Origin of the sequence: Inquilinus limosus (genome assembly GCF_051487185.1) — a bacterium.
Classification (GTDB): Bacteria; Pseudomonadota; Alphaproteobacteria; order DSM-16000; family Inquilinaceae; genus Inquilinus; species Inquilinus limosus_F.
On sequence record NZ_JAHVDK010000014.1, the window covers coordinates 164,969 to 187,356 of the forward strand.

Below are 22,388 nucleotides of genomic sequence, written 5' to 3' on the forward strand. Positions count from 1 at the left end.
CCTATCCTTAACCTCCGCCGCGCTTCAGCGCCGCATCTTTCGCCGGATCGATCCACCAGGTCGAGGGGAAGGCGACGCCGTTCGGTTCGCCGAAGTTGCGGGACGGCTGCGTCTTCGGCATGCCGAACCGGTTCCAATAGGCCACCCAGGCATCGGTCTTGCCCCATTGCGGGATTGCGTAGTGGTTCCACAACAACACGCGATCGAGCGCGCGCGTCGCAACCTGCAGCGACGACAGGTCGCGGGCGGCCACCACCTTGTCGATCAGCGCGTCCACCACCGGGTTGCGGATACCCATGACGTTGCCCGAGCCCTCGATCCCCGCCGCCTCGGAGCCGAAATAGCCGCGCAGCTCGCTGCCCGGCGGCGGGTAGAAGGTGTAGGCGAAGATGGTGACGTCGAAATCGAAGGTCTGGTAACGCTTCTGGTACTGCGCCGCGTCGACGATGCGCAGCGTCGCCTGGATGCCGAGCTGCCGCAGCCGGTCGATGAAGGGCTGGGTCACCCGCTCGAATTGCGGTGAGTCGTCGAGGATCTCGAAGCGCATCGGCTCGCCGGTGGCGATGTTGGTCATCACCCCGTCGCGCTGCTCCCACCCCGCCTCCTTGAAGAGGCGCAGCGCGGTGCGCATGGCGTCGCGCATGTTGCCGCTGCCGTCGGTCTTCGGCAGGACGAAGGGGGTATCGAACAGCGCGTCCGGCACCTGGCCGCGGAACGGTTCCAGCAGCGCGCGTTCCTCGCCTTCCGGCACGCCGGAGGAAGAGAAACCCTCGGCGTTGAAATAGCTGGTCAGCCGGTCATACAGGCCGAAGAACAGGGTCTTGTTGACCCATTCGAAGTCGTAGAGCCAGCCCAGCGCCTCGCGCACCTTGGGGTCGGAGAAGGGGGCGCGGCGGAGGTTGAAGAAGAATCCCTGCATGCCGCGGGGATCCTCGCTGGCAATCTCGGCGCGGATGAGGCGGCCGTCGCGCACCGCCGGGATGTCGTAGCCGGTGGCCCAGAACAGCGAGGTGAACTCCTGCCGGAAATCGGAGTTGCCGCCCTTGAACGCCTCGAACTCGGCGTCGCGGTCGCGGTAGTAATCGTAGCGGATGCGGTCGATGTTCCACAGGCCGCGAGTCACCGGCAGGTCGCGGCCCCAATAGTCGGGCACGCGCTCCCAGGCCAGGGTGCGGCCGGGATCGACCGAGACGATGCGGTAGGGGCCGCTGCCGAGCGGCGGCTCGACCGTGTTCTGGCCGACGTCGCGGCCGTTCGAGGTCCACCAGTGCCTGGGCAGGATCGGCAGCACCGACGCCACCTGGCCGATCGGCTTCCGGGTGTTGCGGCTGGCGAAGGTGAAGCGCACCCGGTGGTCGTCCAGCGCCTCGGCGCCGGTGACATCGCGGAAGAAGGATTTCAGGAACGGCTCCGCCTTGTCGCGCACCGTCTCCCAGCTCCAAACCACATCCGCGGCCGTCACCGGCACGCTGTCGTGCCAGCGCGCCTCCGGCCGCAGGGCGAACACCGCCGAGGAGGCGTCGTCCGCCACCGTTACGCTCTCTGCCAGCAGGCCGTAGTATACCCCGGTCTCGTCCTGGCTCTCGACCATCAGCGAATCGTAGAGCAGCCCCAGCGAGCGCGGCGGCGTGCCGATCGGGATCAGGTTCAGCGTGTCGAAAGTGCCGACCGTGCTCAGCACCAGGCTGCCGCCCTTCGGCGCATCCGGGTCGGCATAGTCGAAATGGGCGAAGCCGGCCGGGTATTTCGGCTGCCCGAACAGGGCCAGGGCATGGCTCGGCGCCGGCTCCTGAGCCCGGACCGCAGCCGGGGCGGCGAGGGCGAGAGCGAGCAGGAGGGCGGTGACGAGGCGCATGCGATTCCCGGGCCGGCGTGCCGGCGCCGCCGCGGCGCCGGTGATGGATTGGACTTTAGGGAATCTCACGGCATCGAACAAAGCCAGCGGAAACGAAAACGGGACCGCGTGTGGCGGTCCCGTCCTGGAAAGACCTTGGCTGCGGCGATCAGCCGCCGCTCGACGGCGGGGTGGTGGCCGACGGGGCGGTGCCCCCGGCCGGGGCGCCTTCGGCCGGCGCTCCCGCATCCGGACTCGGCAGCGGCTGTGGAGTGTCGGCGTTGCTGCGCAGCCAGGCGATCAGGTCGGCGCGGTCCTTCTCGCTCTTCATCCCGGCATAGGTCATGGTCGTGCCGGGGATGTGGGTCTTCGGCGCCGCCAGGAACTGGTTCAGCTCCTCATAGGTCCAGTGCACGCCTTCCTCGTGCTTCTTCTTGATCGCGGACGAGTAGTTGAAGTCTTCCTTGTGGCCCATCGGCGAGCCGACCAGGTTCCACTGGTTCGGCCCGACCTTGTTCGGGCCGCCCTTCTCGAAGGTGTGGCAGGCGGTGCAGGCCTTCGACAGCTGCTGGCCCTTGGCCGGATCGGCGGCGGCCAGGAGCGGCGCGATCGGCGGGATGGCCGGGGCCGGGGCCCCGCCGCCCTCGGCCGGGGCGGAAGGCGCCACCGTGCTGGTGTCGACCTTGAATGCGTTTTCCTTCAGCGGCTCGGGCGAGACCAGGATATCGGCAACAATGCCGGTCGCCATCCCGATGATGCCGGCCAGCAGGACGGCGGCGAATATTTTATTGAATTCCATGCCGGATCTCGCTCCGAAGCACTGCTGCCCTCCCGGACACGCAAGGCCGATTCGGCCAAGCAGTCCGCGCGTCTTGTAGAGGCGTTGCGAGCGGTCTGGCAAGGGGCGATGTCCGGCTGCGACACCGCGGTGACGGCCGTGGTCGGCCCAGGGGGCGCGGGTTGTCTTCCGCCTCGCCGCGCTCGGCCGGTCTTGACGCCGCCGCGGCAAGGGAGGATGACGCGGCATCATGAGCAATCCGATTGTCGTCATTCCCGCGCGCCTGGCCGCGACCCGCCTGCCGAACAAGCCGCTGGCCGATATTCGCGGCGAGCCCATGATCGTCCATGTCTGGCGCCGCTCGGTGGCGGCCAATCTCGGCCCGGTGGTGGTCGCCTGCGGCGACCGGCCGATCGCCGAGGCGATCGAGGCGGCCGGCGGCACCGCGGTGATGACCGACCCGGACCTGCCCTCCGGCTCCGACCGCATCGCCCAGGCGCTGCGCAGCGTCGACCCCGAGGAGCGCCACGACATCGTGGTCAATGTCCAGGGCGACCTGCCGACGCTCGATCCCGCCTTGCCGCGGGCCGCGGTGGCGCTGCTGGACGATCCGGCCGTGGATATCGGCACCCTCGCCGCGGTGATCGTGCGCGAGGAGGAGAAGACCAACCCCGCCATCGTCAAGGCGATCGTCGAGCGGGAGGAGGGGGCGCGGACCGGCCGGGCCTTCTACTTCACCCGCACCACGGCGCCGTCGGGGGAGGGGCCGCTGCTGCACCATATCGGCCTCTACGCCTATCGCCGGGCGGCGCTGGAGCGCTACGTGACCCTGCCGCCGGCGGCGCTGGAGCGGCGCGAGAAGCTGGAGCAGCTGCGGGCGCTGGTGGCCGGGATGCGGATCGACGTCGCCGTCGTCGATACCGTGCCGCTCGGCGTCGATACCCAGGAGGAGCTGGAGCGCGCCCGGCGCCTGCTTGCGGAAGGAGCTGCGCGATGACCGCCAAACGGATCTCGTTCCAGGGTTGGCCCGGGGCCAATTCCGACATGGCGTCCCGCCAGGTGTTCCCGGATGCGGAGACGGTGCCGTGCCCGTCCTTCGAGGAGGCGCTCGCGGCGATCCATGACGGCCGGGCCGATCTCGGCATGATCCCGATCGAGAACTCGATCGCCGGCCGGGTCGCCGACATGCACCATCTGCTGCCCGAATCCGGGCTGCATATCATCGGCGAGCATTTCATGCGGGTGAACCACCAGCTGGTGGCGCTGCCGGGCGCGAAGCTGGCCGACATCCGCGAGGTGCACAGCCATGTCCACGCCATCGGCCAGTGCCGGCAGTGGCTGCGCGCCCGCGGCCTGAAGCCGGTGGTCCATGCCGACACCGCCGGCGCCGCGCGCATGGTGTCCGAACAGTCGGACACCGGCATCGCCGCCATCTCCACCCGCCTCGCGGCCGAGATCTACAAGCTGCAGATCCTGGCGAGCGACATCGAGGATGCGGAGCACAACACCACCCGCTTCGTGGTGCTGTCGCGCGATCCGGTGCGGCCGCCGCCGAAGAACGGCCCGGTGATGACCAGCTTCGTGTTCGAGGTGCGCTCGGTGCCTGCCGCCCTCTACAAGGCGCTGGGCGGCTTTGCCACCAACGGCGTGAACATCACCAAGCTCGAGAGCTACATGCTGGGCGGCCGGTTCAGCCAGACCCAGTTCTACGCCGATGTCGAGGGCCATCCCGACGACCAGGCGCTGCAATACGCGCTGGAGGAGCTGCGCTTCTTCACCCGCAACTTCCGCATGCTCGGCGTCTACCCGGCCCATCCCTTCCGCCGCGACCCGAGCCAGATCGCCGCAGACGACTGAGCCGTGACCGCCCAGCCCCCGAAGGCAGCGGAACCCGCGCCGCGGCGTGACGACCAGGCGCGGATCGACCCGACCTTCCGCAACGGGTCGATCACGGCCGTCGGCATCATCATCGGCTTCTCGCTCAGCTTTCTCAGCAGCTGGGCCACGGATTCGACGGCGTGGAATGCGGTCGACCTTGCCGCCGTCATCCCGATCCTCGCCGGCGTGGTGCTCCAGCTGAAGTCTCTGGCGGACCTGCTGTCGGTCTCCTCGCTGCGCCTGTCGAACTACAACCGTGCCAAGGCCGTCTTCCTCGCCGGCCTGGTCCTGGCCGCCATCGGCATCGCGATCGCCATCACTCTCGACGCGATCAGATTGGCCGGCTGAAGCGGACTACCCGGCGAGAGCGCTCTTGAGATCGGTTCGGGCGAAATCGTCACCCACGAAGAGCAGCGGACAGGATCGGGCCGCGGCCTCCGCGTAGGCGAAGCAGTCGCCGAAGTTCAGCCCGGCGGGATGATTTCCTTTGCCCCAGCGAGCATAAGCCTCCGCCACCCGCCAAGACAGGTTGGGGGTGACAGGGGCGATCTCCATGCCGGTCCCGGCGATCAGCCGTTCCATGTCGCGTGCGACCTGGCGCCCACTGGCGACAATCATGGCCTCCGCCACGGTGCCCCCCGATATGACGAGCTCCGGCTCGGATCCCAAGATTGCGGCGCAGCGCTGAGCCTCCGGTTCCTTCAAGACGATCGCCATCAGCGCCGAGGTATCGACGACGATCACTTGGGCAGGCCGTTCTCGTCGTAGAGGAAGTCCTGGCTGCGGGCAGCGGACGGGCCAGGAGTCGGCCGGGCAGACGCCATGATCTCCGCGATGATGGCCCTCCGCTCCGCCAATGTCGGCTTTCTGGCCTCCGGCACCAGGCGAGCCACGGGCTGGCCGAACCGGGTCAGGACGACCTCCTCACCGGCCTCCGCGCGACGCACAAGCTCAGTGAGCTGAGCCTTCGCTTCGCTGACCGAGATATGCACGGTTCCCTCCCCATGGATCGGGCGAAGTGAACATGCACTAAAGATGGTCTATTCGATAGACCAAAACAAGTCTCTGGCGATACCTTGGCCGATGCTCACCCCTCCGCCAGCCAGTCCTCCAGCAGGCGACGGGCGATGCTGTCGCGGCGGGGCAGGCGGAAGCTTTCGTCGTCCGTATGGCGGCGCAGCCAGCCGCGCTCGAACCAGGCGGCCGATTCCAGCTCCTCCTGGTCGACCTGCAACTCGGCGGTCACGGCGCGGGCGGTGAAGCCCACCATCAGCGACTGCGGGAACGGCCAGGGCTGGCTGGAGTGGTAGCGGACGTCGTCGATCCGGATCCCTGCCTCCTCCAGCACCTCGCGCCGGACCGCGTCCTCCAGGCTCTCGCCCGGCTCGAGAAACCCGGCCAGCACCGAATGCATGCCCGGCGGCCACGCCTTCTGCCGGCCCAGCAGCACCCGGTCGCCGTCATGGATCAGCATGATCACCGCCGGGTCGGTGCGCGGGAAATGCTGGACGCCGCAGGCGGGGTTGGTGCAGTCGCGGCGATGGCCGGCGTCGCTGCTGGCCGTCGAATGGCCGCAGACGCCGCAGAAGCGGTGGCGCGAATGCCACCAGACCATGCCGCGGGCATAGGCCAGCAGCGCCCCCTCGTCATGCGGCAGCAGCGGGCCCACGGCGCGCAGGTCGAGAAAGCTGCCGGATTCGGCTAGCGCCGGGTCGGCGGCCGGATCGGAGAGGCCGCTGACATCGACCGCGAGATAGGTGACCTCGCCGCTGACGCCCAGCATCACGGTCTCGACCGCGGTCTCACGCCACCAGGCCTCGGTCGCCGGCAGGAAGGCGGCCTGCGGCGCCTCCGGCGGCCCGGCGATCAGGTTGCGGCCCTGCCACACCGGCACGATCCGGGTGTGCTCGCTGACGGTGATGCGGGCGATCCACTCGGCGTCGCGGCGGAAGCGGCCGGCGCGGTCGAGCGACGGATGGACGTAGAAGTTCGGGCGCAGCATGGCCCGACACTGGCATGGCCCCGGTTCCGGCGCCAGAGCCCGGAAAAGCAACTGTGCCATCCGCGAAGGAGGGGCTACATTGCATAAAATTGAAGGTCGAGAGAATCGGCCGGGTTCATGACACGAAGGGGGTCACGTCTATGATTTGCAGCCGCCGGATCGGTCTCGGCATCCTTGCCGCCACGGCCTTCGCCTTTGCCCTACCAACCGCCGCCCAGGACTATCCGAACCGCGTCATCACCATGGTCGTGCCCTTCGCCGCCGGCGGGCCGACCGACACGGTGGCGCGGCTGATCGCCGAGCCAATGAGCAAGGCGCTCGGCCAGCAGGTGATCGTCGAGAATGTCGGCGGTGCCGGCGGCACCATCGGCGCCTCGCGCGTCGCCAAGGCGGACCCCGACGGCTATACCCTGCTGCTGCACCATATCGGCCAAGCCACCAGCGCCACCCTCTACCGCAACCTCGACTACAAGCCGGGCGAAGCCTTCGCCGGGATCGGCCTGGTGACCGACGTGCCGATGACCTTCGTCGCCCGCGGCGACTTCGAGGCGAAGTCGATGCAGGACCTGGTGGAATACGCCAAGGCCAATAAGGATTCCGTGACCGTCGCCAATGCCGGCGTCGGCTCGGCCTCGCATCTCTGCGGCATGCTGTTCATGGAATCGATCGGCACGCAGCTGACCACCGTCGCCTACAAGGGCACCGGCCCGGCGATGAACGACCTGCTGGGCGGCGTGTTCGACTTCATGTGCGACCAGACCACCAACACCACCAGCCAGATCAAGGGCGGCAAGATCAAGGTCTACGCCGTCACCACCGAGAAGCGGGTGCCGTCGCTGCCCGACGTGCCGACCACGGCCGAGGCCGGGCTGCCCGATTTCCGGATCGGCATCTGGCACGGGCTCTACGCGCCCAAGGGCACGCCGCAGCCGGTGATCGACAAGCTCGCGTCGGCGCTGCAGGGGGCGCTCAAGGATCCGAACGTGATCGCCCGCTTCGCCGATCTCGGCACCGAGCCGGTGCCGGCCGACCAGGCCACCCCCGCGGCGCTCGACGCCCATCTCAAGGCCGAGATCGCCAAGTGGCAGCCGGTGATCACGGCCGCCGGCGTCTACGCCGACTGAGCGCCGGCCCCGAGCGCCTTCGACAGTCTCATCGCTGGATCCAGGAGCCTCGATGCGCCTCTCCATCCGCCACCCGAAGGACTTCTGGTCCGGACTGGTCTTCCTGGCCCTTGCCGCCAGCTTCGGCTGGATCGCCCAGGGCTATTCCATGGGCCGGGCCATCAAGATGGGACCGGGCTATTTCCCGACCATGCTGGCCGGGATCCTGGCCCTGATCGGGCTGATCACCCTGGCGCGCTCCTTCGTGCTGGAGGGTGAGGGCGTCGGACGCTGGGCCTGGCGCGGCGGGGCGATCGTGCTGGGGGCGATGCTGCTGTTCGGCCTCTTGCTGCGCGGCGGCGGCCTGGTGGTCTCGCTGCTGGCCGTGGTCTTCGTCGGCGCCGCCGCCAGCGTCCAGTTCCGGGCGCCGGTCGCGGCGGCGGCCGCGGTCGGCCTCGCCGCCTTCTGCGTCGCCGTGTTCGTCTGGGGGCTCGGGCTGCCGATCCCCGTGCTCGGTCGCTGGTTCGGGAACTGAGGCGCGGCGATGGATCTCCTGAACGATCTGCTTCTCGGCCTCAGCGTCGCTTTCACGCCGGTCAATCTGGCCTACTGCTTCACCGGGGTGCTGCTGGGCACGCTGGTCGGGGTGCTGCCGGGCCTGGGCCCGACCGCGACCATCGCCATGCTGCTGCCGGCGACCTTCGTGCTGCCGCCGATCTCCGCCCTGATCATGCTGGCCGGCATCTACTACGGCTCGCAATATGGCGGCTCGACCACGGCGATCCTGATCAACCTACCCGGCGAATCGGCCTCGGTCGTGACTGCGATCGACGGCTACCAGATGGCGCGGCAGGGACGGGCGGGCGCAGCACTGGCCGCCGCCGGTATCGGCTCCTTCTTCGCCGGCACGGTCGCGACCCTGCTGATCGCGCTGTTCGCGCCGCCGCTGGCCGCGGTCGCGCTGAAGTTCGGCCCGGCCGAATACTTCTCGCTGATGGTGCTGGGCCTGGTCGCTTCGGTGGCGCTGGCGCATGGCTCGGTCTTGAAGGCGCTCGGCATGATCGCGCTCGGCCTCCTTCTTGGCATGGTCGGCCAGGATGTCGAGACCGGCGTGCCGCGCTTCACTTTCGGCATCCCCGAACTGGCGCAGGGCATCAACTTCGTCGCCCTCTCGATGGGCCTGTTCGGCATCGCCGAGATCATCCGCAACCTGGAGGCCGAGCACCTGCGCGACGTCATGGTGCGTAAGGTCTCGGGGCTGCTGCCGACGCGCGAGGAGGCGCGCCGCATGGTCCCGGCGATCCTGCGCGGCACCACGCTGGGCTCGGTCCTCGGGATCCTGCCGGGCGGCGGCTCGATCCTGTCCTCCTTCGCCGCCTATTCGCTGGAGAAGAAGCTCTCGCGCCGGCCGCAGGATTTCGGCAAGGGCGCGATCGAAGGCGTGGCGGGGCCGGAATCGGCCAACAACGCCGGCGCCCAGACCTCCTTCATCCCGATGCTGACGCTCGGCATCCCGCCGACGCCGGTGATGGCGCTGATGGTCGGCGCCATGATCATCAAGGGCATCCAGCCGGGCCCGCTGGTGATGACCGAGCAGCCGGACCTGTTCTGGGGTCTGATCGCCTCGATGTGGATCGGCAACTTCTTCCTGATCGTGCTGAACCTGCCGCTGATCGGGATCTGGGTCCGGCTGCTGAAGGTGCCGTACCACCTGCTGTTCCCGGCGATCCTGGCCTTCTGCTGCATCGGCGTGTACAGCCTCAACAACAATGTCTTCGACGTCTATCTGACCATCGTCTTCGGCCTGGTCGGCTACATCCTCGTGAAGCTGGAATGCGAGCCGGCGCCGCTGCTGCTGGGCTTCGTTCTGGGCCCGATGATGGAGGAGAATCTGCGCCGCGCCATGCTGCTGTCGCGCGGCGACCCGACAGTCTTCGCCACCCGGCCGATCAGCGCCGTGCTGCTGGCGCTGACCGCGCTGGTGCTGCTGGTGATGATCAGCCCGGCGATCCGCCGCAAGCGCGAGGAGGCGTTCCAGGAGGAACCGGGATAGGGGCTCTCCGCCGCAATCCTTCCACGCAGACAGGAAATGTCCGACCATTCATCTTGGCGTGGCGCCGGATTTCCGGTTATCTGGGCGGGACATCTCTAGTCTTGCCCAGCCGGTGACGCATGATCTCGCTTGCCGATCTGTCCGCCGTCGACCTCGTCGCCCGCTACCGCGACCGCAGCCTGTCGCCGGTCGAGGTGACCGAGGCGGTGCTGCAGCGGATCGAGGCCTGGGAGCCGAAGCTGCAGGCGCTGTGGGCCCTCGACCCGGCCGGCGCGCGCGCCGCCGCCGCGGCCTCGGCCGCGCGCTGGGCCGAGGGACGGCCACTCGGCCCCGTCGACGGCGTGCCGGTGACGATCAAGGAGAACATCGCGACCAAGGGCGTGCCGGTGCCGGTCGGCACCGCGGCGACGGTGCTGGTGCCGGCCGAGGAGGACGCGCCGCCCGCCGCCCGCCTGCGCGAATCCGGCGCCGTCATCCTGGCCAAGACCACCATGCCGGATTACGGCATGCTGTCCTCCGGCCTCTCCAGCTTCCACAAGCTGGCGCGCAACCCCTGGGACCTGTCGACCAATCCGGGCGGCTCCAGCGCCGGGGCGGGTGCGGCGGCCGCCGCCGGCTACGGCCCGATCCACATCGGCACCGATATCGGCGGGTCGGTCCGCCTGCCGGCCGGCTGGTGCGGCATCGTCGGGCTGAAGCCCAGCCTCGGGCGCATCCCGATCGACCCGCCCTATGTCGGCCGCGTCGCCGGGCCGATGACCCGCACCGTGGCCGACACGGCGCTCGCCATGTCGGTGCTGTCGCGGCCGGACGGGCGCGACGGCATGAGCCTGCCGCCGGCGGAGATCGACTGGTCCGACCTCGCCATCGACCCCCGGGGGCTGCGCATCGGCCTGATGCTGGACATCGGCGCCGGCATGGCGCTGGATCCCGAGGTGCGCGACGCAGTGGAGACCGCCGCCCGGCTGTTCGAGGCCGCCGGCGCGGTGGTCGAGCCGGTGCCGGCGATCCTGACCCGGGAGATGCTGGACGGGCTCGACGATTTCTGGCGGGCGCGGTCCTGGGACGATGTCGAGAAGCTGCCGGAGGAGCGGCGGGCGAGGATCCTGCCCTATATCCGCGCCTGGGCGGAATCCGGGGCGCAACGCTCCGGCCTCGCCGTCATCCGCGGCTTCAACCAGACCATGGCGATCCGCAAGGCGGCCACCAAGCTGTTCGGCGCGTTGGATTTCGTGCTGTCGCCCACGGCACCGATCGCATCCTTCCCGGCGGAGCTCGCCTCACCGCTGGACGATCCGGAGAAGCCGTTCGAGCATATCGGCTACACCGTGCCCTGGAACATGTCGGAGCAGCCGGCGGTCTCGATCAACTGCGGCTACACGAACGGCGGGGCGCCGATCGGGCTGCAGATCGTCGGCCGGCGCTTCGACGATCTCGGCGTGCTGCGCCTGGCCAAGGCCTATGAGGACCGCCGCGGCCCGCAGCGCCCCTGGCCGGTGCTGTAGGGCTGGTTCTCGCTCCCCTTAGCGTCATTGCGAGGAGGCGCAGCCGACAAAGCAATCCATGCCTCCGCGCGAGCTGCCCCTGGATTGCTTCGCTGACGGCTGAGGGAGGCGGAAGAGGGCAGCGGGCCAGCGAAAATAGATATTGATTGTCACTCTCACCTGTTCCATTGCCTGAGCCCGACGCGACTCACTCTGGATCAGCCCTCATGATATCCCGGCGCTCCCTCGGCCTCGCCGCCGCCCTGCTCCTGTTCGCCGCCGGCACGGCGCCGGCGGCCGAGACCCAGACGGTCGAGGACGTCGCCGGCCGCACCGTGGAGGTCCCGGCCGAGGCCAAGCGGATCATCCTGGGCGAGGGGCGGCAGATCTATCTGCTGGCGGCGCTCGACACCGAGGCGCCATTCCAGCGCGTCGTCGGCTGGCGCGACGATCTCGAGAAGGCCGACCGCGACGGCTATGAGATCTACCGCGCGAAATACCCCTTCATCGCCGACCTGCCGCGCTTCGGCGGCACCAAGGAGGGGACCTTCGATGTCGAGCAGGCGCTGTCGCTGAAGCCCGACCTGGTCCTGATGAATCTGGAATCGAAACTGGCGACCGACGAGGGCGGGCTGATCGACAAGCTCGCGGCCGTCGGCATCCCGGTGGTGTTCATCGACTTCCGCGAGCGGCCCTTCGAGAACGCGGAGAAGAGCATCCGCATCGTCGGCCGGCTGATCGGGCGCGAGCAGCGGGCGGAGGATCTGATCGCCTTCCGCCGCGCCGAGATCGAGAAGGTCACCGGCCGGCTGGCCTCCTATGCCGGGCCGCGGCCGAAGGTGATGATCGACCGCGCCGGCGGCTACAGCGACGAATGCTGCATGTCCTTCGGCGACGAGAATTTCGGCCGGATGGTCTCGGTCGCCGGCGGCGACAACATCGCCAAGGACCTGATCCCCGGCACCTTCGGCACGCTGAATCCGGAGCAGATCGTGGCGTCGAAGCCGGATGTGGTGGTCGTCACCGGCAGCAACTGGACCCTGTACGAGACCGCCGGCGCCTGGGTCGGCGTCGGCCCGGGCGCCGACCGGGATGCCACCCGCGCCCGGCTGGAGGCGCTGATGAAGCGGCCGGCCTTCACCACCATCCCGGCGACTGAGACCGGCCGGGTGCACGCCATCTGGCACCAGTTCTACGACAGCCCCTATCAGTTCGTGGCGATCCAGGCGCTCGCGAAGTGGCTGCATCCGGAGCTGTTCACCGATCTCGACCCGGACGCCACCTTCCGCACCTTCCACGAGCGCTTCCTGCCGGTGGAGTACCGGCCGGGCTACTGGGTTTCGCTCACGCCGGGCTGAGAGATCGTTTGAGAATGCGCTGGCGTGAGTCGGCCGGTGGCGGTTTCGCTTGCAACGAAGATCCTCACAGGGATCTCCTGGCTACCGGGCCTCGAACGCCGCACGCGCGGCGTCGTAGGCCTCATCGGGCACGCCGGTCTCGGAGACGCGCGTCACCGTTTCCGCCCAGGCAAGGGCGGCACGCTCCCGCTCGTCGAAGAGGGGCCCGGCTTCCGCCCAGGCCTGCACCAGCGCGAGCCGTTCTTGGGTGATCACCGGTCTGCAGGCGGTGACGGAAACGAGCGGGATCGAGGTAGGATATAGGTGACGAGCAAGGCCCCAACTCCTCGGGGCCAACGACTGAACCATCGGCCCAAGCCGCTCCGCCCGGTGCGCGAGGATGCTCCGGCCGGCAACAGGGGCGCAGCCGAACCATGACCACAACCCCGTGCGGTCCTTCGACGGCTCGCGATCCTGCATCCCTCGTGCTCGGCGCGATCGCCGCGCAGGTGATCGGCGGGCTGGTCGCGCAGATGTCGCCCTTCATGATTGGCGGGTTCATGGACGGTCTCTCGCTTTCGGAACGCGACGCCGGCTTCGTCGCCTTCGTCGAGTTCCTCGCCCTCGCCGTCACCGCGATCGCAATCGCGCCCGTCCTGCCCCGGTTCTCCTATCGGCGCATCGGACTCGTCGCCGTCGCGCTGGCCTTGCTCGCCCAGGGCGCATCGATCTTCAGCGCGTCGCTGGCATCCCTCGCCCTGCTACGCGGACTCGCGGGCGTCGGCGAGGGCGCGCTTTGGGCCGTATCGCTCTCCATTATCGCCTCCCGATCCAGCAACCCGGACAAGGTCTACGGCTACTTTCAGGTCGTCTGGGCCTTGGGCAGCGTCCCACTCTTCGCCGTCGGCGGTCAGCTCACCGCCGCCTATGCGCATCACGGCATCCTCGCGCTGGTCGCGGGGGCGACCCTCGCACTCGCGCCGCTCCTGCTCCTCATTCCGGACGCCCGGGCCAAAAGTGACGGAGCTGCGGCGGACGCGACGCAGACCTCTCCGCTGCTCGGTGTCATGACGCTCGCGGCGATCGTGCTCTACGTGACGGCCTCCGCCGCGCTTTACGCGTTCAGCGCGCCCCTAGGCGAGCGCGCGGGCCTCGACACGGGCGCGGTCGGCTATGGGCTGACCGTCGCGTCGCTGGTCGGTCTCGCCGGTGCAGGAGCCGCCACCGCGCTCAACATACGCTGGGGGCGGGCGCTCCCCATTTCGGGGTTCTGCGTCAGCTTCATGCTCGTCGCGCTCGCGCTCTGTCTCTGGCGCAATCCGACCGTCTATGTCGTCGCCCTCGTCGCCTCGGTCATCATTTACTACTTCTCGATGCCCTACGTGTTCGGCCTCGCCGCCGCGCTCGACCGCAGCGGGCGCTGGGCCGCGGCGGCGGGCTCTGCCTATCTGCTCGGCTTCGCCGCCGGCCCCCTGGTTGCCGGCGCCGTGATCGCGGCGGCGGGCTACGCCGGCCTCGCCGCGGTCAGCGTCACCGTCACGGCCGCGGCCTGCGGGCTCGCCATGGTTGTCGATCGGCGCCTCAGCGGGACGGCCCGCGCCGCGCCCCCCGCCGACGCTCCGGCGTGAAGCGACCATGGAACCCTGACCTCCGTCACGGCCGGAGGCGCTTCCTCGATGTCGTCGCGACGCGCCGTCAGGCCTCTACCCTCTCGCGCACCTCTGCAGGCAGCGCCTCCCAGAGACGAACGAGCTCGCCGACGGAATTCAGCTGCATCTTGCGCATGACGTTGCTGCGGTGAAGCTTGACGGTGACCTCGCTGATGGCAAGGTCATAGGCGATCTGCTTGTTGAGGCGCCCCAGCGCCACGGCGCACATCACCTGCCGCTCGCGGGGGGTCAGGGTCTTGTACCGGTCGACATGCCGCCGGGCGATCCGGGCCTTGGCGCGCTGCGCGGCATCCATCGCAACGCCCGCGAACACGGCATCCAGCAGCGTCTGGTCGCGCACCGGCTTGGTCAGGAAATCCACGGCGCCGGCCTTCATCGCCTGGACCGTCATGGGGATGTCGCCATGCCCGGTCAGGAAGATGATCGGCTTGGGGTTGCCGTTCTGGGCCAGATGATGCTGCAGATCGAGGCCGCTCGCCCCTGGCATTCGCACATCGAGGATCATGCAGCCGGGGCTGTCCAATAGGTCGGCGTCAAGGAATTCGCGGGTCGAAGCGAAGCAGACCGGCTGGAGGCCCGCCGACAGCATCAACTCCGACAGCGCCTCTCGAACCGGCTCATGGTCGTCGACAATGATGACGAGCGGTTGCTCCGCCTCGCTCCTCCGCTGCGGCGATAACGGCGCCGATCTCCCTAGGAGCGGCTGGTCAACATGCATGATCACCCTCCATGTCTCGATTGCGTAAGGCGTCGCCGACGGCCGCAAGCAGGGCCTTGGCGTCGAAGGGCTTGCGGAAGAACCCGCTGATGCCCTGGGCTCGGTCCTGATCCGCGATTTCGTGGCGGCCGGTGATCAGGAACACCGGCAGCTCCGGACGCACCTTCTTCACCAGGTCACGGAGTTCGAAGCCGTCCATGCCAGGCATCCCGATGTCGGTGATGAGCAGGTCCAGGCCCGACAGTCCGTTGATCAGCAGCGACCCCGCCGACGAGAAGCTGCGGGCCACATAGCCCGCGGACTCCAGAAGGTCCCCCACCGACTCGAGCAGTCTTGGATCGTCGTCAACAATCGCTACGACAGGTCTTCTTCCCTTGCTCACTCAATTCCCTCCCGTCGGCGCGAGTGGGTGATCGGTATGTCCAATCTCTCCGCGATGCGCACGAGATCGGCGAGCGATGCTGCCGCCATTTTCTGCATCACGTTCCTTCTGTGGATTTGCAGCGTGACCTCGCTGATCCCCAGCTCTGCGGCGGCCTGCTTGTTGAGAAGACCGCTCACCACGAGGGGCAGCACCTCACGTTCGCGCGGCGTCAGGTCGAGGTAGCGTTGCCTCAAGACACGAAGTTCGGCACGCTCCGACCTGTTTTCCCGATCCTGGGCGATCGCCGCCTGGACTGCGGCCATCAGGTCCGCATCGCTGAAGGGCTTGGTCAGGAAGTCCACGGCGCCATGCTTGATCGCGCGCACCGAGGACGAGATATCGCCATGCCCCGTGATGAAAACGATCGGGGGATGGATATGGTGGGACAGCTGCTTCTGAAGCTCCAGGCCGTTGATGTCGGGCAGCTCGACATCGAGGATCAGGCATGCGGGGAGATCGGGCTTCGCAGAGGCGACGTAGTCCGCGGCAGCGGCGAAGGTCTCGGCTCGCCATCCCAAGGACTCCAGCAGCTCGCCGACCGCCTCGCGCACCCTGGCATCGTCGTCCACCACGAAGACGATCTCCTCGCGCGGGCTCATGCTGCCTCGCTCGCTGTCAGCGGAAGCGTGAAGGCGACGGTCGCCCCGCCCGGCTCGTTGTTGGCGGTCCAGAGGCGCCCCCTATGCGATTCGATGATCGAACGGCAGATGGCGAGCCCCATGCCCATCCCATGCTGCTTGGTCGTGAAGAACGGTTCGAAGACGCGCTCGGGATCCTTGAAACCCGGTCCGGCGTCGCGAACCTCGACGCGGACCGCGTCGGGGCCGTCACGGCAGGAGCGGATCTGGAGCGCACGTTCGCCGTCGACCACGGCATCCATCGCCTCGATCCCGTTCCGGATCAGGTTCACGATCACCTGCTGCACCTGGACACGATCGAGCGCGATCGACGGCAGGTCCGGCTCGAGAGTCGTCCTGATGCGGACGTCCTTCACTGCGATCTCGTCGGCCATCAGCCGGCAGACCTCACTGATCAGGCGGTTGACGTCTTCAGAGGACCTGGTGTGCGGCGTTTGTCGGAACAGGGCGCGGATGCGGCTGATGACATCCGCAGCCGAGTTGGCGTCGCGGGTGATGCGTTCGGCGGTGATCTTCGCGCGCTCGATGTTCGGAGGATCGGCGGACAGCCAGCGGTGGCAGGCGTGGGAATTGGCGACAATCGCTGCCAGCGGCTGATTCACCTCATGCGCGATCGAGGCGGAAAGCTCGGCCAGGCTTGCCGCCTGGGTCGCCTGCGCGAGCCTGCCCGAGGCGCGCCGCAGCGCGTCTTCGGCGCGCACCTGATCGTCGATGTCGTGGCAGAGGCCGAACCATTGGACGATGTGCCCATCCTCATCCCGCAGCGGCTCGGCGCGGCCCGACATCCAGCGATACTCGCCATCCGCACGACGCAGGCGATACTTCATGGAGAAGATCTCGCCGGTGGCGAGGCAGCGCCCGAACACGTCGTTCACCTCGGCCGTGTCGTCCGGGTGAAAGATCGTGGCCATCACCACCTCCAGCCGCATCCTGTCCGTCATGTCGACGCCGAGAAAGTCCGCCATGTGCTTGTTGAGGAAGGTCGTTTCGCCCTCCGGGGTCACGCGCCAAAGGTGACTCGGAACCATGTCCACGAGCAGTGAAAGCTCCCGCTCCCGGGCCCGCAATGCCTCTTCGGCGTGCATCTGATCGTCGATGTCGTGACAGAGGCCGTACCACTGGAGGATGCGTCCCGAGGGATCCCGCATCGGCTCCGCCCGGCTCGACATCCAGCGGTAGGCGCCGTCGTGGCGACGCAGCCGATAGCGCATGGCGAAGGTTTCGCCGGTCAGGAGGCAACGGCCGAGCGCGTCCCCGAACGCCATTGCGTCGTCCGGATGGACGGTGGCCTCGATCATGGCCGCCAGCCGGGTCATCCCCGATTTGTCTGTGTCCGCCACATCCAGCCCGAGAAAATCCACCATGCGCTTGTTGAAGAAGGTCGGCTCGCCGTCCGGTGTCAGACGCCAAACGTGGCTCGGAACCATGTCCACGAGTTGCGAGAGTTCCCCCTCCCGCTCCCGCAATGCCTCCACGCTTTGGCGCAAAGTATGCACTGCCAGCTGGTGCTGCCGGGATATGGCGGCCACGATGAGCGCCGATAATGCCGAGATGGCCAGAAAAAGCTGCAGCATGACCTGCCTGTGCTTCTGGGACTCGGGATCGCCGGCAAATTGGCTGGCGCCGGATACTGTGAATATCGCCGTGATCAGAGCGAGGAGGGCCAAGGTGAGAACGGCGCCTTTGAACTCGAAGCGCACCGCGGCCCAAAGCAGAGGCGGCATGATGATATAGGCGAAGGGCAGGTAACCGCTCAAGGACAGGGCAGCGACACCAAGAAAGATCAGCCCCAGGACGCAAGCTTCCACCCATCGCGCGGCCGAGAGCTGGGCCTTGCCGCGCCAGTTCTGCAACACGGCCAGCACCAGGGGCGCCACAATCAAGACCCCGGTGGCGTCCCCGATCCACCATAGAGGCCAGGCCGTCGCGAAGGATTGCGATTGTATGCCGAACCACGCAAGCGTCGCACTTCCCACCGTGGCGCTGACGACTGGCGCAATTCCAGCGCCCAGTACGACGAATGCGAGAACGTCCTGCAAGGTTTCCAGCCGAACCGGGCGCCTGCAGGTCCGGTTCACGAGCCAAGCGCCAACCGCCGCTTCGAGAGCGTTGCCGATATAGATCAGGAAGGCCGCAGGCAGCGGACTGTGGAACCACAGGAAATTGCTGAACAGCTCAGCCAGACAGCCCCCCAGCACCCACCACGGCCAGCTGTGCCTGGAGGCGAGGACAAGCGTAGCCATGAAAAGCCCGCCCGGAGGCCAAATGGAAATACCTGTTCCAGGTACGATTGCGAGCGACTGAGCGAAGCCACAGCCCAAAACATAGGCCGCAATAAAAAGTCCCAGGTGCAAGAATTGGGGACGGTGTGACCAGACGCGCATCATCGGCTGCTCCTACCGGAGAAAGAAGGCCTGGGGGACCGTCGACGTTCGTCTATTACCTCAATGTCTGGGGTGACGAAATCCGAGCTGGCGAAATGGCATCCATACTAATCCCGCCATGCCTCAACCGCACCTCATGGAAATCCATGCATTGCAGGGCGGTGTGACCGCTGCGGTCCAGAGCTTTGGGACGAACCCGGCCGGTCCGGCGAAGGTTGGGCCTGGCCCGGGCCTTCCAGGCCCACGGCCTTGCCACCGCCAATGTTGAAGCCGGCTTCAACGCCCATTCCTCGAATCCGCCGCCGTCGCTCTCAAGGCCAGGCTGCGGCAGCAGCGGCAGCAGCGGCAGAAGGCGTCACAGGCGGAGAAGCGCTCATTTGTCCGGCTATTGACAGACCAGCGGGGCGGGTCCAGTGTATGTCCACAATATGGATATATGGTCCATTATATGGACAAACCGGAGGAAAGCGTCATGCCAGCCGACGCCGACACCAAGCGGATGCCCTACCAGTATCCGAACCCGCCCGAAGCGCTGCGTGACATCGTCGTGCCCCACGCCATCCCGCAAGATGAGCGGATCTGGGTGCCGCAGGCAGAGAACGTCTGGTTCCGGCCGCTTTGCCTCAACATCTCAAGCGGTTACTGGATGAACCTCCTACGGGTTCGCAAGGCCGGCGTGCTCAGCCGCCACCGCCATCCCGGGCCGGTGCACGGCTTCGTGCTGAAGGGCAGCTGGCGTTATCTCGAGCATGACTGGGTCGCCACCGAGGGCAGCTACGTCTTCGAGCCGCCGGGCGAGACCCATACCCTGGTGGTCGACGAGGATGTCGAGGAGATGATCACCTATTTCCAGGTCAACGGCGTCATGTACTACGTCGACCCCTGGGGCAAGCACACCGGCTACGAGGACGTGTTCACCAAGCTGGATATGTGCCGCAAGCATTACACCGAAGTCGGGCTGGGCGCGGACTACGTCGATCAGTTCATCCGTTGAGCACCGGGCGGAGATTCGCATGACATTCCAGCCCGATCTCTTCGCCGGCCGCACGGCGCTCGTCTCCGGCGGCACCCAGGGCATCGGCGCCGCGGTGGCGGCGGAGCTGGCGCGGCTGGGCGCCACCGTGATCGCCGCCGGCCTCGCCCCGGCCGCGGGCGCGGAGCCGCCGCAGGGCGCGCGCCTGGCCGAGCTCGACGTCACCGACCCGGCGGCGGTCGAGGCGCTGGTCGGCGGGCTCGACCGGCTCGACATCCTGGTCAACTGCGCCGGGGTGATCCGCCGCGGCGCGGAGCACGATCCGGCGGTGTTCGAGGAGGTCCTGGCCGTCAACCTGACCGGCACGATGCGGCTCTGCGCCGCCGCCCGCCCGCTGCTGAAGGAGGCGAAGGGCTGCATCGTCAACACCGCCTCGATGCTCAGCTTCTTCGGCGGCGGGCTGGTGCCGGGCTACAGCGCCAGCAAGGGCGGGGTGCTGCAACTGACCAAATCGCTCGCCATCGCCTATGCAAAGGACGGCATCCGGGTGAACGCAGTGGCGCCGGGCTGGATCGCCACGCCGCTGACCCAGGCGCTGCAGGATGACCCGGCCCGCTCCGGCGCCATCCTGGCCCGCACCCCGATGGGCCGCTGGGGCCGGCCGGAGGACGTGGCTCACGCCGTCGCCTTCCTGTGCAGCCCGGCCGCCGGCTTCATCACCGGCGTGGCGCTGCCGGTCGATGGCGGCTATCTCGTCGCCTGACCGGGCGAGGGGGACACGATGGGGCAGGGCGGTTCGGCGGCGGTGCAGGGGGCGGCGGCCTTCGGCAAGGCGATGGCGGTGCTGCAGGCCGTGGCCGATGCGGCCGAGCCGGTCTCCGTGGCCCAGATCGCTCGCGTCACCAACCATCCGCGGCCGACCGTGCACCGCATCGTCGCGGCGCTTGCGGCCGAGGGGATGCTGGCGGAGATGCCGCGCGGCGGCGCCTTCGGCCTCGGCCCGCGGCTGATGGCGCTGGCCGCCCGCGCCTGGGACCGGTTCGAGCTGCGCCTGATCGCGGCGGAGGAGCTGGCGAAGCTGCGCGACGCGACCGGCGAGACCGTGCACCTCGCCGTCCGCAGCGGGCAAGAGATGATCTATGTCGACAAGCTGGAGAGCCCGCGCGCGGTGCGCATGGCCTCGCGCATCGGCACCCGCGTGCCGCTCCATTCCAGCTCGGTCGGCAAGGCGTGGCTCGCGGCGCTGCCGCCGGCCGAGGCCGCGGCGCTGCTGCCGAAGCTCGACCTCGTGGCGATGACGCCGCAGACACTGACGACGGTCGAGGCGCTGGCGGCGGAGATCGAGCGCATCCGCGCCCGCGGCTACGCCATCGACGCGGAGGAGAACGAGGCCGAGATCTGGTGCTACGGCGCCGCGATCGAGGGGGCGGGCGGGGCGATCGGCTGCATCAGCGTCAGCATCCCGAAATACCGCGCCGCGACCGACGACCCCGAGCGCTACGCCGGGCCGCTGCTGGCCTGCTGCCGCCGCATCGCCGCGCTGGCGGCCGAGGGGGTGCGGTGAACGTGTGGAGGTTTCGTGAAATCCGCCCTTGCCTCGGACGTCCGAAGCTCCGATATAGGGCGCGGGAGATCGGCGCGGGCGTGTCCCTCGCCAACCCGGTCAGGTCCGGAAGGAAGCAGCCGTAACGAGTTTCGGCACGGGTCGTTGCCGGTCTCCCACCTTCCATCCTTCGATCGCTCATCGCCCGACGGGTCGTGCTTCGCCCTTTCGACCGCCGGCCCCATTCCCTATGATCGCGCGCCATGAGCGATGACGCAGCCCTGCCCCTGATCGGACCAGACGACGCGCCGCAGCCGGCCAAGCCGGCGGCCTACCGCGTGCTCGCCCGGAAGTACCGGCCGACCACCTTCGCCGACATGATCGGCCAGGACGCGCTGGTGCGTACCCTGACCAACGCCATCGGCTCGGGCCGGCTGGCGCATGCCTTCGTGCTGACCGGGGTGCGCGGCGTCGGCAAGACCACCACGGCGCGGATCCTGGCCCGGGCGCTGAACTGCGTCGGGCCGGACGGACAGGGCGGGCCGACCGCCCATCCCTGCGGCGTGTGCGAGCCCTGCCGCACCATCCTGCAGGACCGCAACGTCGATGTGATGGAGATGGACGCCGCCAGCCGCACCGGCGTCGACGACATCCGCGAGATCATCGACGGCGTGCGCTACGGCCCGGTGGCGTCGCGGTACAAGGTCTACATCATCGACGAAGTGCACATGCTCTCCAAAAATGCCTTCAACGCGCTGTTGAAGACATTGGAAGAACCGCCGCCGCATGTGAAATTTGTCTTCGCCACCACCGAAATCCGCAAGGTCCCGGTGACGGTGCTGTCGCGCTGCCAGCGCTTCGACCTGCGCCGCATCGGCGCCGACCAGCTGCACGCCTATTTCACCCAGATCCTGGAGAAGGAAGGCGTGGCGGCGGAGCCGGAGGCGGTCGGCATGATCGCCCGCGCCGCCGACGGCTCGGCGCGCGACGGGCTGTCGCTGCTGGACCAGGCCATCGCCCAGGGCACGCCGGCCGGCGACAGGCCCTTTATCGCCGCCGCCCAGGTGCGCGAGATGCTTGGCCTGGCCGACCGCTCCAGCGTCGTCGACATCCTCGAGGCCGCCTTCGCCGGCGAGGGCCCCCGCATGCTGGAAGGGCTGGAGGCGGCGCGCCGGGCCGGCGCCGACCCGCAATCGGTGCTGAGCGACCTGCTCGATTTCGTCCATTTCGTCACCCGCGCCCGCATGGTGCCTGCGGTCCTCGAGGATCCGGCGGTGCCGGAGGTCGAACGCAAGCGCGGCGGCGCCCTGGCCGAGACGCTGTCGCTGCCGGCCCTGGCCCGGGCTTGGCAGACCCTGCTGAAGGGGGCGGGAGAGGTGCAGGCCGCGCCGAACCCGCAGGCGGCGCTGGAGATGGTGCTGATCCGCCTGCTCTATATGAGCGACCTGCCCAGCCCGGGCGAGCTGGTCCGCAAGTTCGGTGATCTGCAGGCCCAAGGGGCGGTGACCCCCGGCCCGGCCCCGGCACCCGGGCCTGGCGGCGGCGCCCGGATGGCGGCGTCGGGCGCCG

General features: G+C 68.5%; 23 protein-coding genes and 1 other RNA gene. 14 read left to right on the forward strand and 10 right to left on the reverse strand.

The features are described 5' to 3' along the window. Positions 1–7: 7 nt before the first annotated feature. Positions 8–1,855: an extracellular solute-binding protein gene (locus tag KXR53_RS17835; RefSeq protein WP_437376590.1), complete on the reverse strand. Its 1,848-nt coding sequence runs from the start codon at positions 1,853–1,855 to the stop codon at positions 8–10. Positions 1,856–2,003: 148 nt separating this feature from the next. After that, on the reverse strand, positions 2,004–2,633 hold the full coding sequence (locus KXR53_RS17840; protein ID WP_437376591.1) for a c-type cytochrome: 630 nt from the start codon (positions 2,631–2,633) through the stop codon (positions 2,004–2,006). 229 nt (positions 2,634–2,862) lie between these two features. On the opposite strand from KXR53_RS17840, the gene KXR53_RS17845 reads away from it, so the two are divergent. The 3 genes from KXR53_RS17845 to KXR53_RS17855 are packed head-to-tail and all read left to right on the forward strand — an operon-like array spanning position 2,863 to position 4,838. Then, on the forward strand, positions 2,863–3,609 hold the full coding sequence (locus KXR53_RS17845) for a 3-deoxy-manno-octulosonate cytidylyltransferase (protein WP_437376592.1): 747 nt from the start codon (positions 2,863–2,865) through the stop codon (positions 3,607–3,609). Then, the gene (locus KXR53_RS17850; protein WP_437376593.1) at positions 3,606–4,469 is read left to right on the forward strand and encodes a prephenate dehydratase; all 864 of its coding nucleotides are present in this window, start codon (positions 3,606–3,608) and stop codon (positions 4,467–4,469) included. Before KXR53_RS17845 ends, KXR53_RS17850 begins: the two co-directional genes overlap by 4 nt. Positions 4,470–4,472: 3 nt before the next feature. Next, positions 4,473–4,838 (forward strand): hypothetical protein, encoded by a 366-nt coding sequence (locus KXR53_RS17855; RefSeq protein WP_437376594.1) that lies wholly within the window; start codon positions 4,473–4,475, stop codon positions 4,836–4,838. Between the two features lie 6 nt (positions 4,839–4,844). On the opposite strand, the gene KXR53_RS17860 is transcribed toward KXR53_RS17855, so the two are convergent. The 3 genes from KXR53_RS17860 to nudC form a co-directional block, all read right to left on the reverse strand. Further along, positions 4,845–5,234, reverse strand: coding sequence for a type II toxin-antitoxin system VapC family toxin (locus KXR53_RS17860; protein WP_437376595.1), 390 nt, complete (start codon positions 5,232–5,234; stop codon positions 4,845–4,847). Continuing rightward, complete coding sequence (locus tag KXR53_RS17865) at positions 5,231–5,482, reverse strand: type II toxin-antitoxin system Phd/YefM family antitoxin (RefSeq protein WP_437376596.1); 252 nt, start codon at positions 5,480–5,482, stop codon at positions 5,231–5,233. The genes KXR53_RS17860 and KXR53_RS17865 overlap by 4 nt, the downstream gene beginning before the upstream one ends. Before the next feature lie 95 nt (positions 5,483–5,577). Continuing rightward, positions 5,578–6,492, reverse strand: a complete 915-nt coding sequence (nudC, locus tag KXR53_RS17870) for an NAD(+) diphosphatase (protein WP_437376597.1) — start codon at positions 6,490–6,492, stop codon at positions 5,578–5,580. Between the two features lie 140 nt (positions 6,493–6,632). Here nudC and KXR53_RS17875 point away from each other — a divergent pair, with 140 nt between their 5' ends. The 5 genes from KXR53_RS17875 to KXR53_RS17895 all read left to right on the forward strand — a co-directional run bounded on the left by KXR53_RS17875 (position 6,633) and on the right by KXR53_RS17895 (position 12,490). Further along, positions 6,633–7,616, forward strand: coding sequence for a tripartite tricarboxylate transporter substrate binding protein BugD (locus KXR53_RS17875; protein WP_437376598.1), 984 nt, complete (start codon positions 6,633–6,635; stop codon positions 7,614–7,616). A 52-nt stretch (positions 7,617–7,668) separates the two neighbouring features. Beyond that, complete coding sequence (locus tag KXR53_RS17880; protein ID WP_437376599.1) at positions 7,669–8,130, forward strand: tripartite tricarboxylate transporter TctB family protein; 462 nt, start codon at positions 7,669–7,671, stop codon at positions 8,128–8,130. Positions 8,131–8,139: 9 nt separating this feature from the next. Further along, positions 8,140–9,648, forward strand: a complete 1,509-nt coding sequence (locus tag KXR53_RS17885; protein WP_437376600.1) for a tripartite tricarboxylate transporter permease — start codon at positions 8,140–8,142, stop codon at positions 9,646–9,648. Between the two features lie 119 nt (positions 9,649–9,767). Next, the gene (locus tag KXR53_RS17890; RefSeq protein WP_437376601.1) at positions 9,768–11,153 is read left to right on the forward strand and encodes an amidase; all 1,386 of its coding nucleotides are present in this window, start codon (positions 9,768–9,770) and stop codon (positions 11,151–11,153) included. Between the two features lie 206 nt (positions 11,154–11,359). Beyond that, the gene (locus KXR53_RS17895) at positions 11,360–12,490 is read left to right on the forward strand and encodes an ABC transporter substrate-binding protein (RefSeq protein WP_437376602.1); all 1,131 of its coding nucleotides are present in this window, start codon (positions 11,360–11,362) and stop codon (positions 12,488–12,490) included. 81 nt (positions 12,491–12,571) lie between these two features. On the opposite strand, the gene KXR53_RS17900 is transcribed toward KXR53_RS17895, so the two are convergent. Continuing rightward, on the reverse strand, positions 12,572–12,745 hold the full coding sequence (locus KXR53_RS17900) for a hypothetical protein (protein ID WP_437376603.1): 174 nt from the start codon (positions 12,743–12,745) through the stop codon (positions 12,572–12,574). A 158-nt stretch (positions 12,746–12,903) separates the two neighbouring features. Between KXR53_RS17900 and KXR53_RS17905 the strand changes: the two genes are divergently transcribed. Further along, entirely contained in the window at positions 12,904–14,097 is a 1,194-nt protein-coding gene (locus tag KXR53_RS17905) for an MFS transporter (RefSeq protein ID WP_437376604.1), read from the forward strand. 67 nt (positions 14,098–14,164) lie between these two features. On the opposite strand, the gene KXR53_RS17910 is transcribed toward KXR53_RS17905, so the two are convergent. From KXR53_RS17910 to KXR53_RS17925, 4 genes are read right to left on the reverse strand one after another with little or no spacing between them, the layout of a single operon-like run. Beyond that, entirely contained in the window at positions 14,165–14,905 is a 741-nt protein-coding gene (locus KXR53_RS17910; protein WP_437376605.1) for a response regulator transcription factor, read from the reverse strand. Next, positions 14,847–15,239 carry a response regulator gene (locus KXR53_RS17915; RefSeq protein ID WP_437376606.1) on the reverse strand — a complete coding sequence of 131 codons (393 nt, stop codon included), beginning with the start codon at positions 15,237–15,239 and terminating at the stop codon, positions 14,847–14,849. The genes KXR53_RS17910 and KXR53_RS17915 overlap by 59 nt, the downstream gene beginning before the upstream one ends. After that, positions 15,236–15,880, reverse strand: coding sequence for a response regulator transcription factor (locus KXR53_RS17920; protein WP_437376607.1), 645 nt, complete (start codon positions 15,878–15,880; stop codon positions 15,236–15,238). The genes KXR53_RS17915 and KXR53_RS17920 overlap by 4 nt, the downstream gene beginning before the upstream one ends. Beyond that, entirely contained in the window at positions 15,877–18,306 is a 2,430-nt protein-coding gene (locus KXR53_RS17925) for an MASE1 domain-containing protein (protein ID WP_437376608.1), read from the reverse strand. Before KXR53_RS17925 ends, KXR53_RS17920 begins: the two co-directional genes overlap by 4 nt. 469 nt (positions 18,307–18,775) lie before the next feature. On the opposite strand from KXR53_RS17925, the gene KXR53_RS17930 reads away from it, so the two are divergent. From KXR53_RS17930 to KXR53_RS17950, 5 genes are all read left to right on the forward strand, one after another. Further along, positions 18,776–19,297, forward strand: a complete 522-nt coding sequence (locus tag KXR53_RS17930) for a 2,4'-dihydroxyacetophenone dioxygenase family protein (RefSeq protein ID WP_437376609.1) — start codon at positions 18,776–18,778, stop codon at positions 19,295–19,297. A 19-nt stretch (positions 19,298–19,316) separates the two neighbouring features. Next, positions 19,317–20,039 (forward strand): SDR family NAD(P)-dependent oxidoreductase, encoded by a 723-nt coding sequence (locus KXR53_RS17935; RefSeq protein WP_437376610.1) that lies wholly within the window; start codon positions 19,317–19,319, stop codon positions 20,037–20,039. A gap of 18 nt (positions 20,040–20,057) precedes the next feature. After that, positions 20,058–20,840, forward strand: coding sequence for an IclR family transcriptional regulator (locus KXR53_RS17940; protein WP_437376611.1), 783 nt, complete (start codon positions 20,058–20,060; stop codon positions 20,838–20,840). Positions 20,841–20,901: 61 nt separating this feature from the next. Beyond that, an RNA gene (gene ffs / locus KXR53_RS17945) (signal recognition particle sRNA small type) lies at positions 20,902–21,002 on the forward strand. 80 nt (positions 21,003–21,082) lie between these two features. Further along, a partial coding sequence (locus tag KXR53_RS17950; RefSeq protein ID WP_437376612.1) for a DNA polymerase III subunit gamma/tau occupies positions 21,083–22,388 on the forward strand: 1,306 nt, incomplete at its 3' end.

Coding starts and splice junctions, on each gene's coding strand:
- KXR53_RS17835 (WP_437376590.1), bottom strand. CDS start 1,855: ATGCGCCTCGTCACCGCCCTCCTGCTCGCTCTCGCCCTCGCCGCCCCG.
- KXR53_RS17840 (WP_437376591.1), bottom strand. CDS start 2,633: ATGGAATTCAATAAAATATTCGCCGCCGTCCTGCTGGCCGGCATCATC.
- KXR53_RS17845 (WP_437376592.1), top strand. CDS start 2,863: ATGAGCAATCCGATTGTCGTCATTCCCGCGCGCCTGGCCGCGACCCGC.
- KXR53_RS17850 (WP_437376593.1), top strand. CDS start 3,606: ATGACCGCCAAACGGATCTCGTTCCAGGGTTGGCCCGGGGCCAATTCC.
- nudC (WP_437376597.1), bottom strand. CDS start 6,492: ATGCTGCGCCCGAACTTCTACGTCCATCCGTCGCTCGACCGCGCCGGC.
- KXR53_RS17875 (WP_437376598.1), top strand. CDS start 6,633: ATGATTTGCAGCCGCCGGATCGGTCTCGGCATCCTTGCCGCCACGGCC.
- KXR53_RS17880 (WP_437376599.1), top strand. CDS start 7,669: ATGCGCCTCTCCATCCGCCACCCGAAGGACTTCTGGTCCGGACTGGTC.
- KXR53_RS17885 (WP_437376600.1), top strand. CDS start 8,140: ATGGATCTCCTGAACGATCTGCTTCTCGGCCTCAGCGTCGCTTTCACG.
- KXR53_RS17890 (WP_437376601.1), top strand. CDS start 9,768: ATGATCTCGCTTGCCGATCTGTCCGCCGTCGACCTCGTCGCCCGCTAC.
- KXR53_RS17895 (WP_437376602.1), top strand. CDS start 11,360: ATGATATCCCGGCGCTCCCTCGGCCTCGCCGCCGCCCTGCTCCTGTTC.
- KXR53_RS17905 (WP_437376604.1), top strand. CDS start 12,904: ATGACCACAACCCCGTGCGGTCCTTCGACGGCTCGCGATCCTGCATCC.
- KXR53_RS17920 (WP_437376607.1), bottom strand. CDS start 15,880: ATGAGCCCGCGCGAGGAGATCGTCTTCGTGGTGGACGACGATGCCAGG.
- KXR53_RS17925 (WP_437376608.1), bottom strand. CDS start 18,306: ATGATGCGCGTCTGGTCACACCGTCCCCAATTCTTGCACCTGGGACTT.
- KXR53_RS17930 (WP_437376609.1), top strand. CDS start 18,776: ATGCCAGCCGACGCCGACACCAAGCGGATGCCCTACCAGTATCCGAAC.
- KXR53_RS17935 (WP_437376610.1), top strand. CDS start 19,317: ATGACATTCCAGCCCGATCTCTTCGCCGGCCGCACGGCGCTCGTCTCC.
- KXR53_RS17940 (WP_437376611.1), top strand. CDS start 20,058: ATGGGGCAGGGCGGTTCGGCGGCGGTGCAGGGGGCGGCGGCCTTCGGC.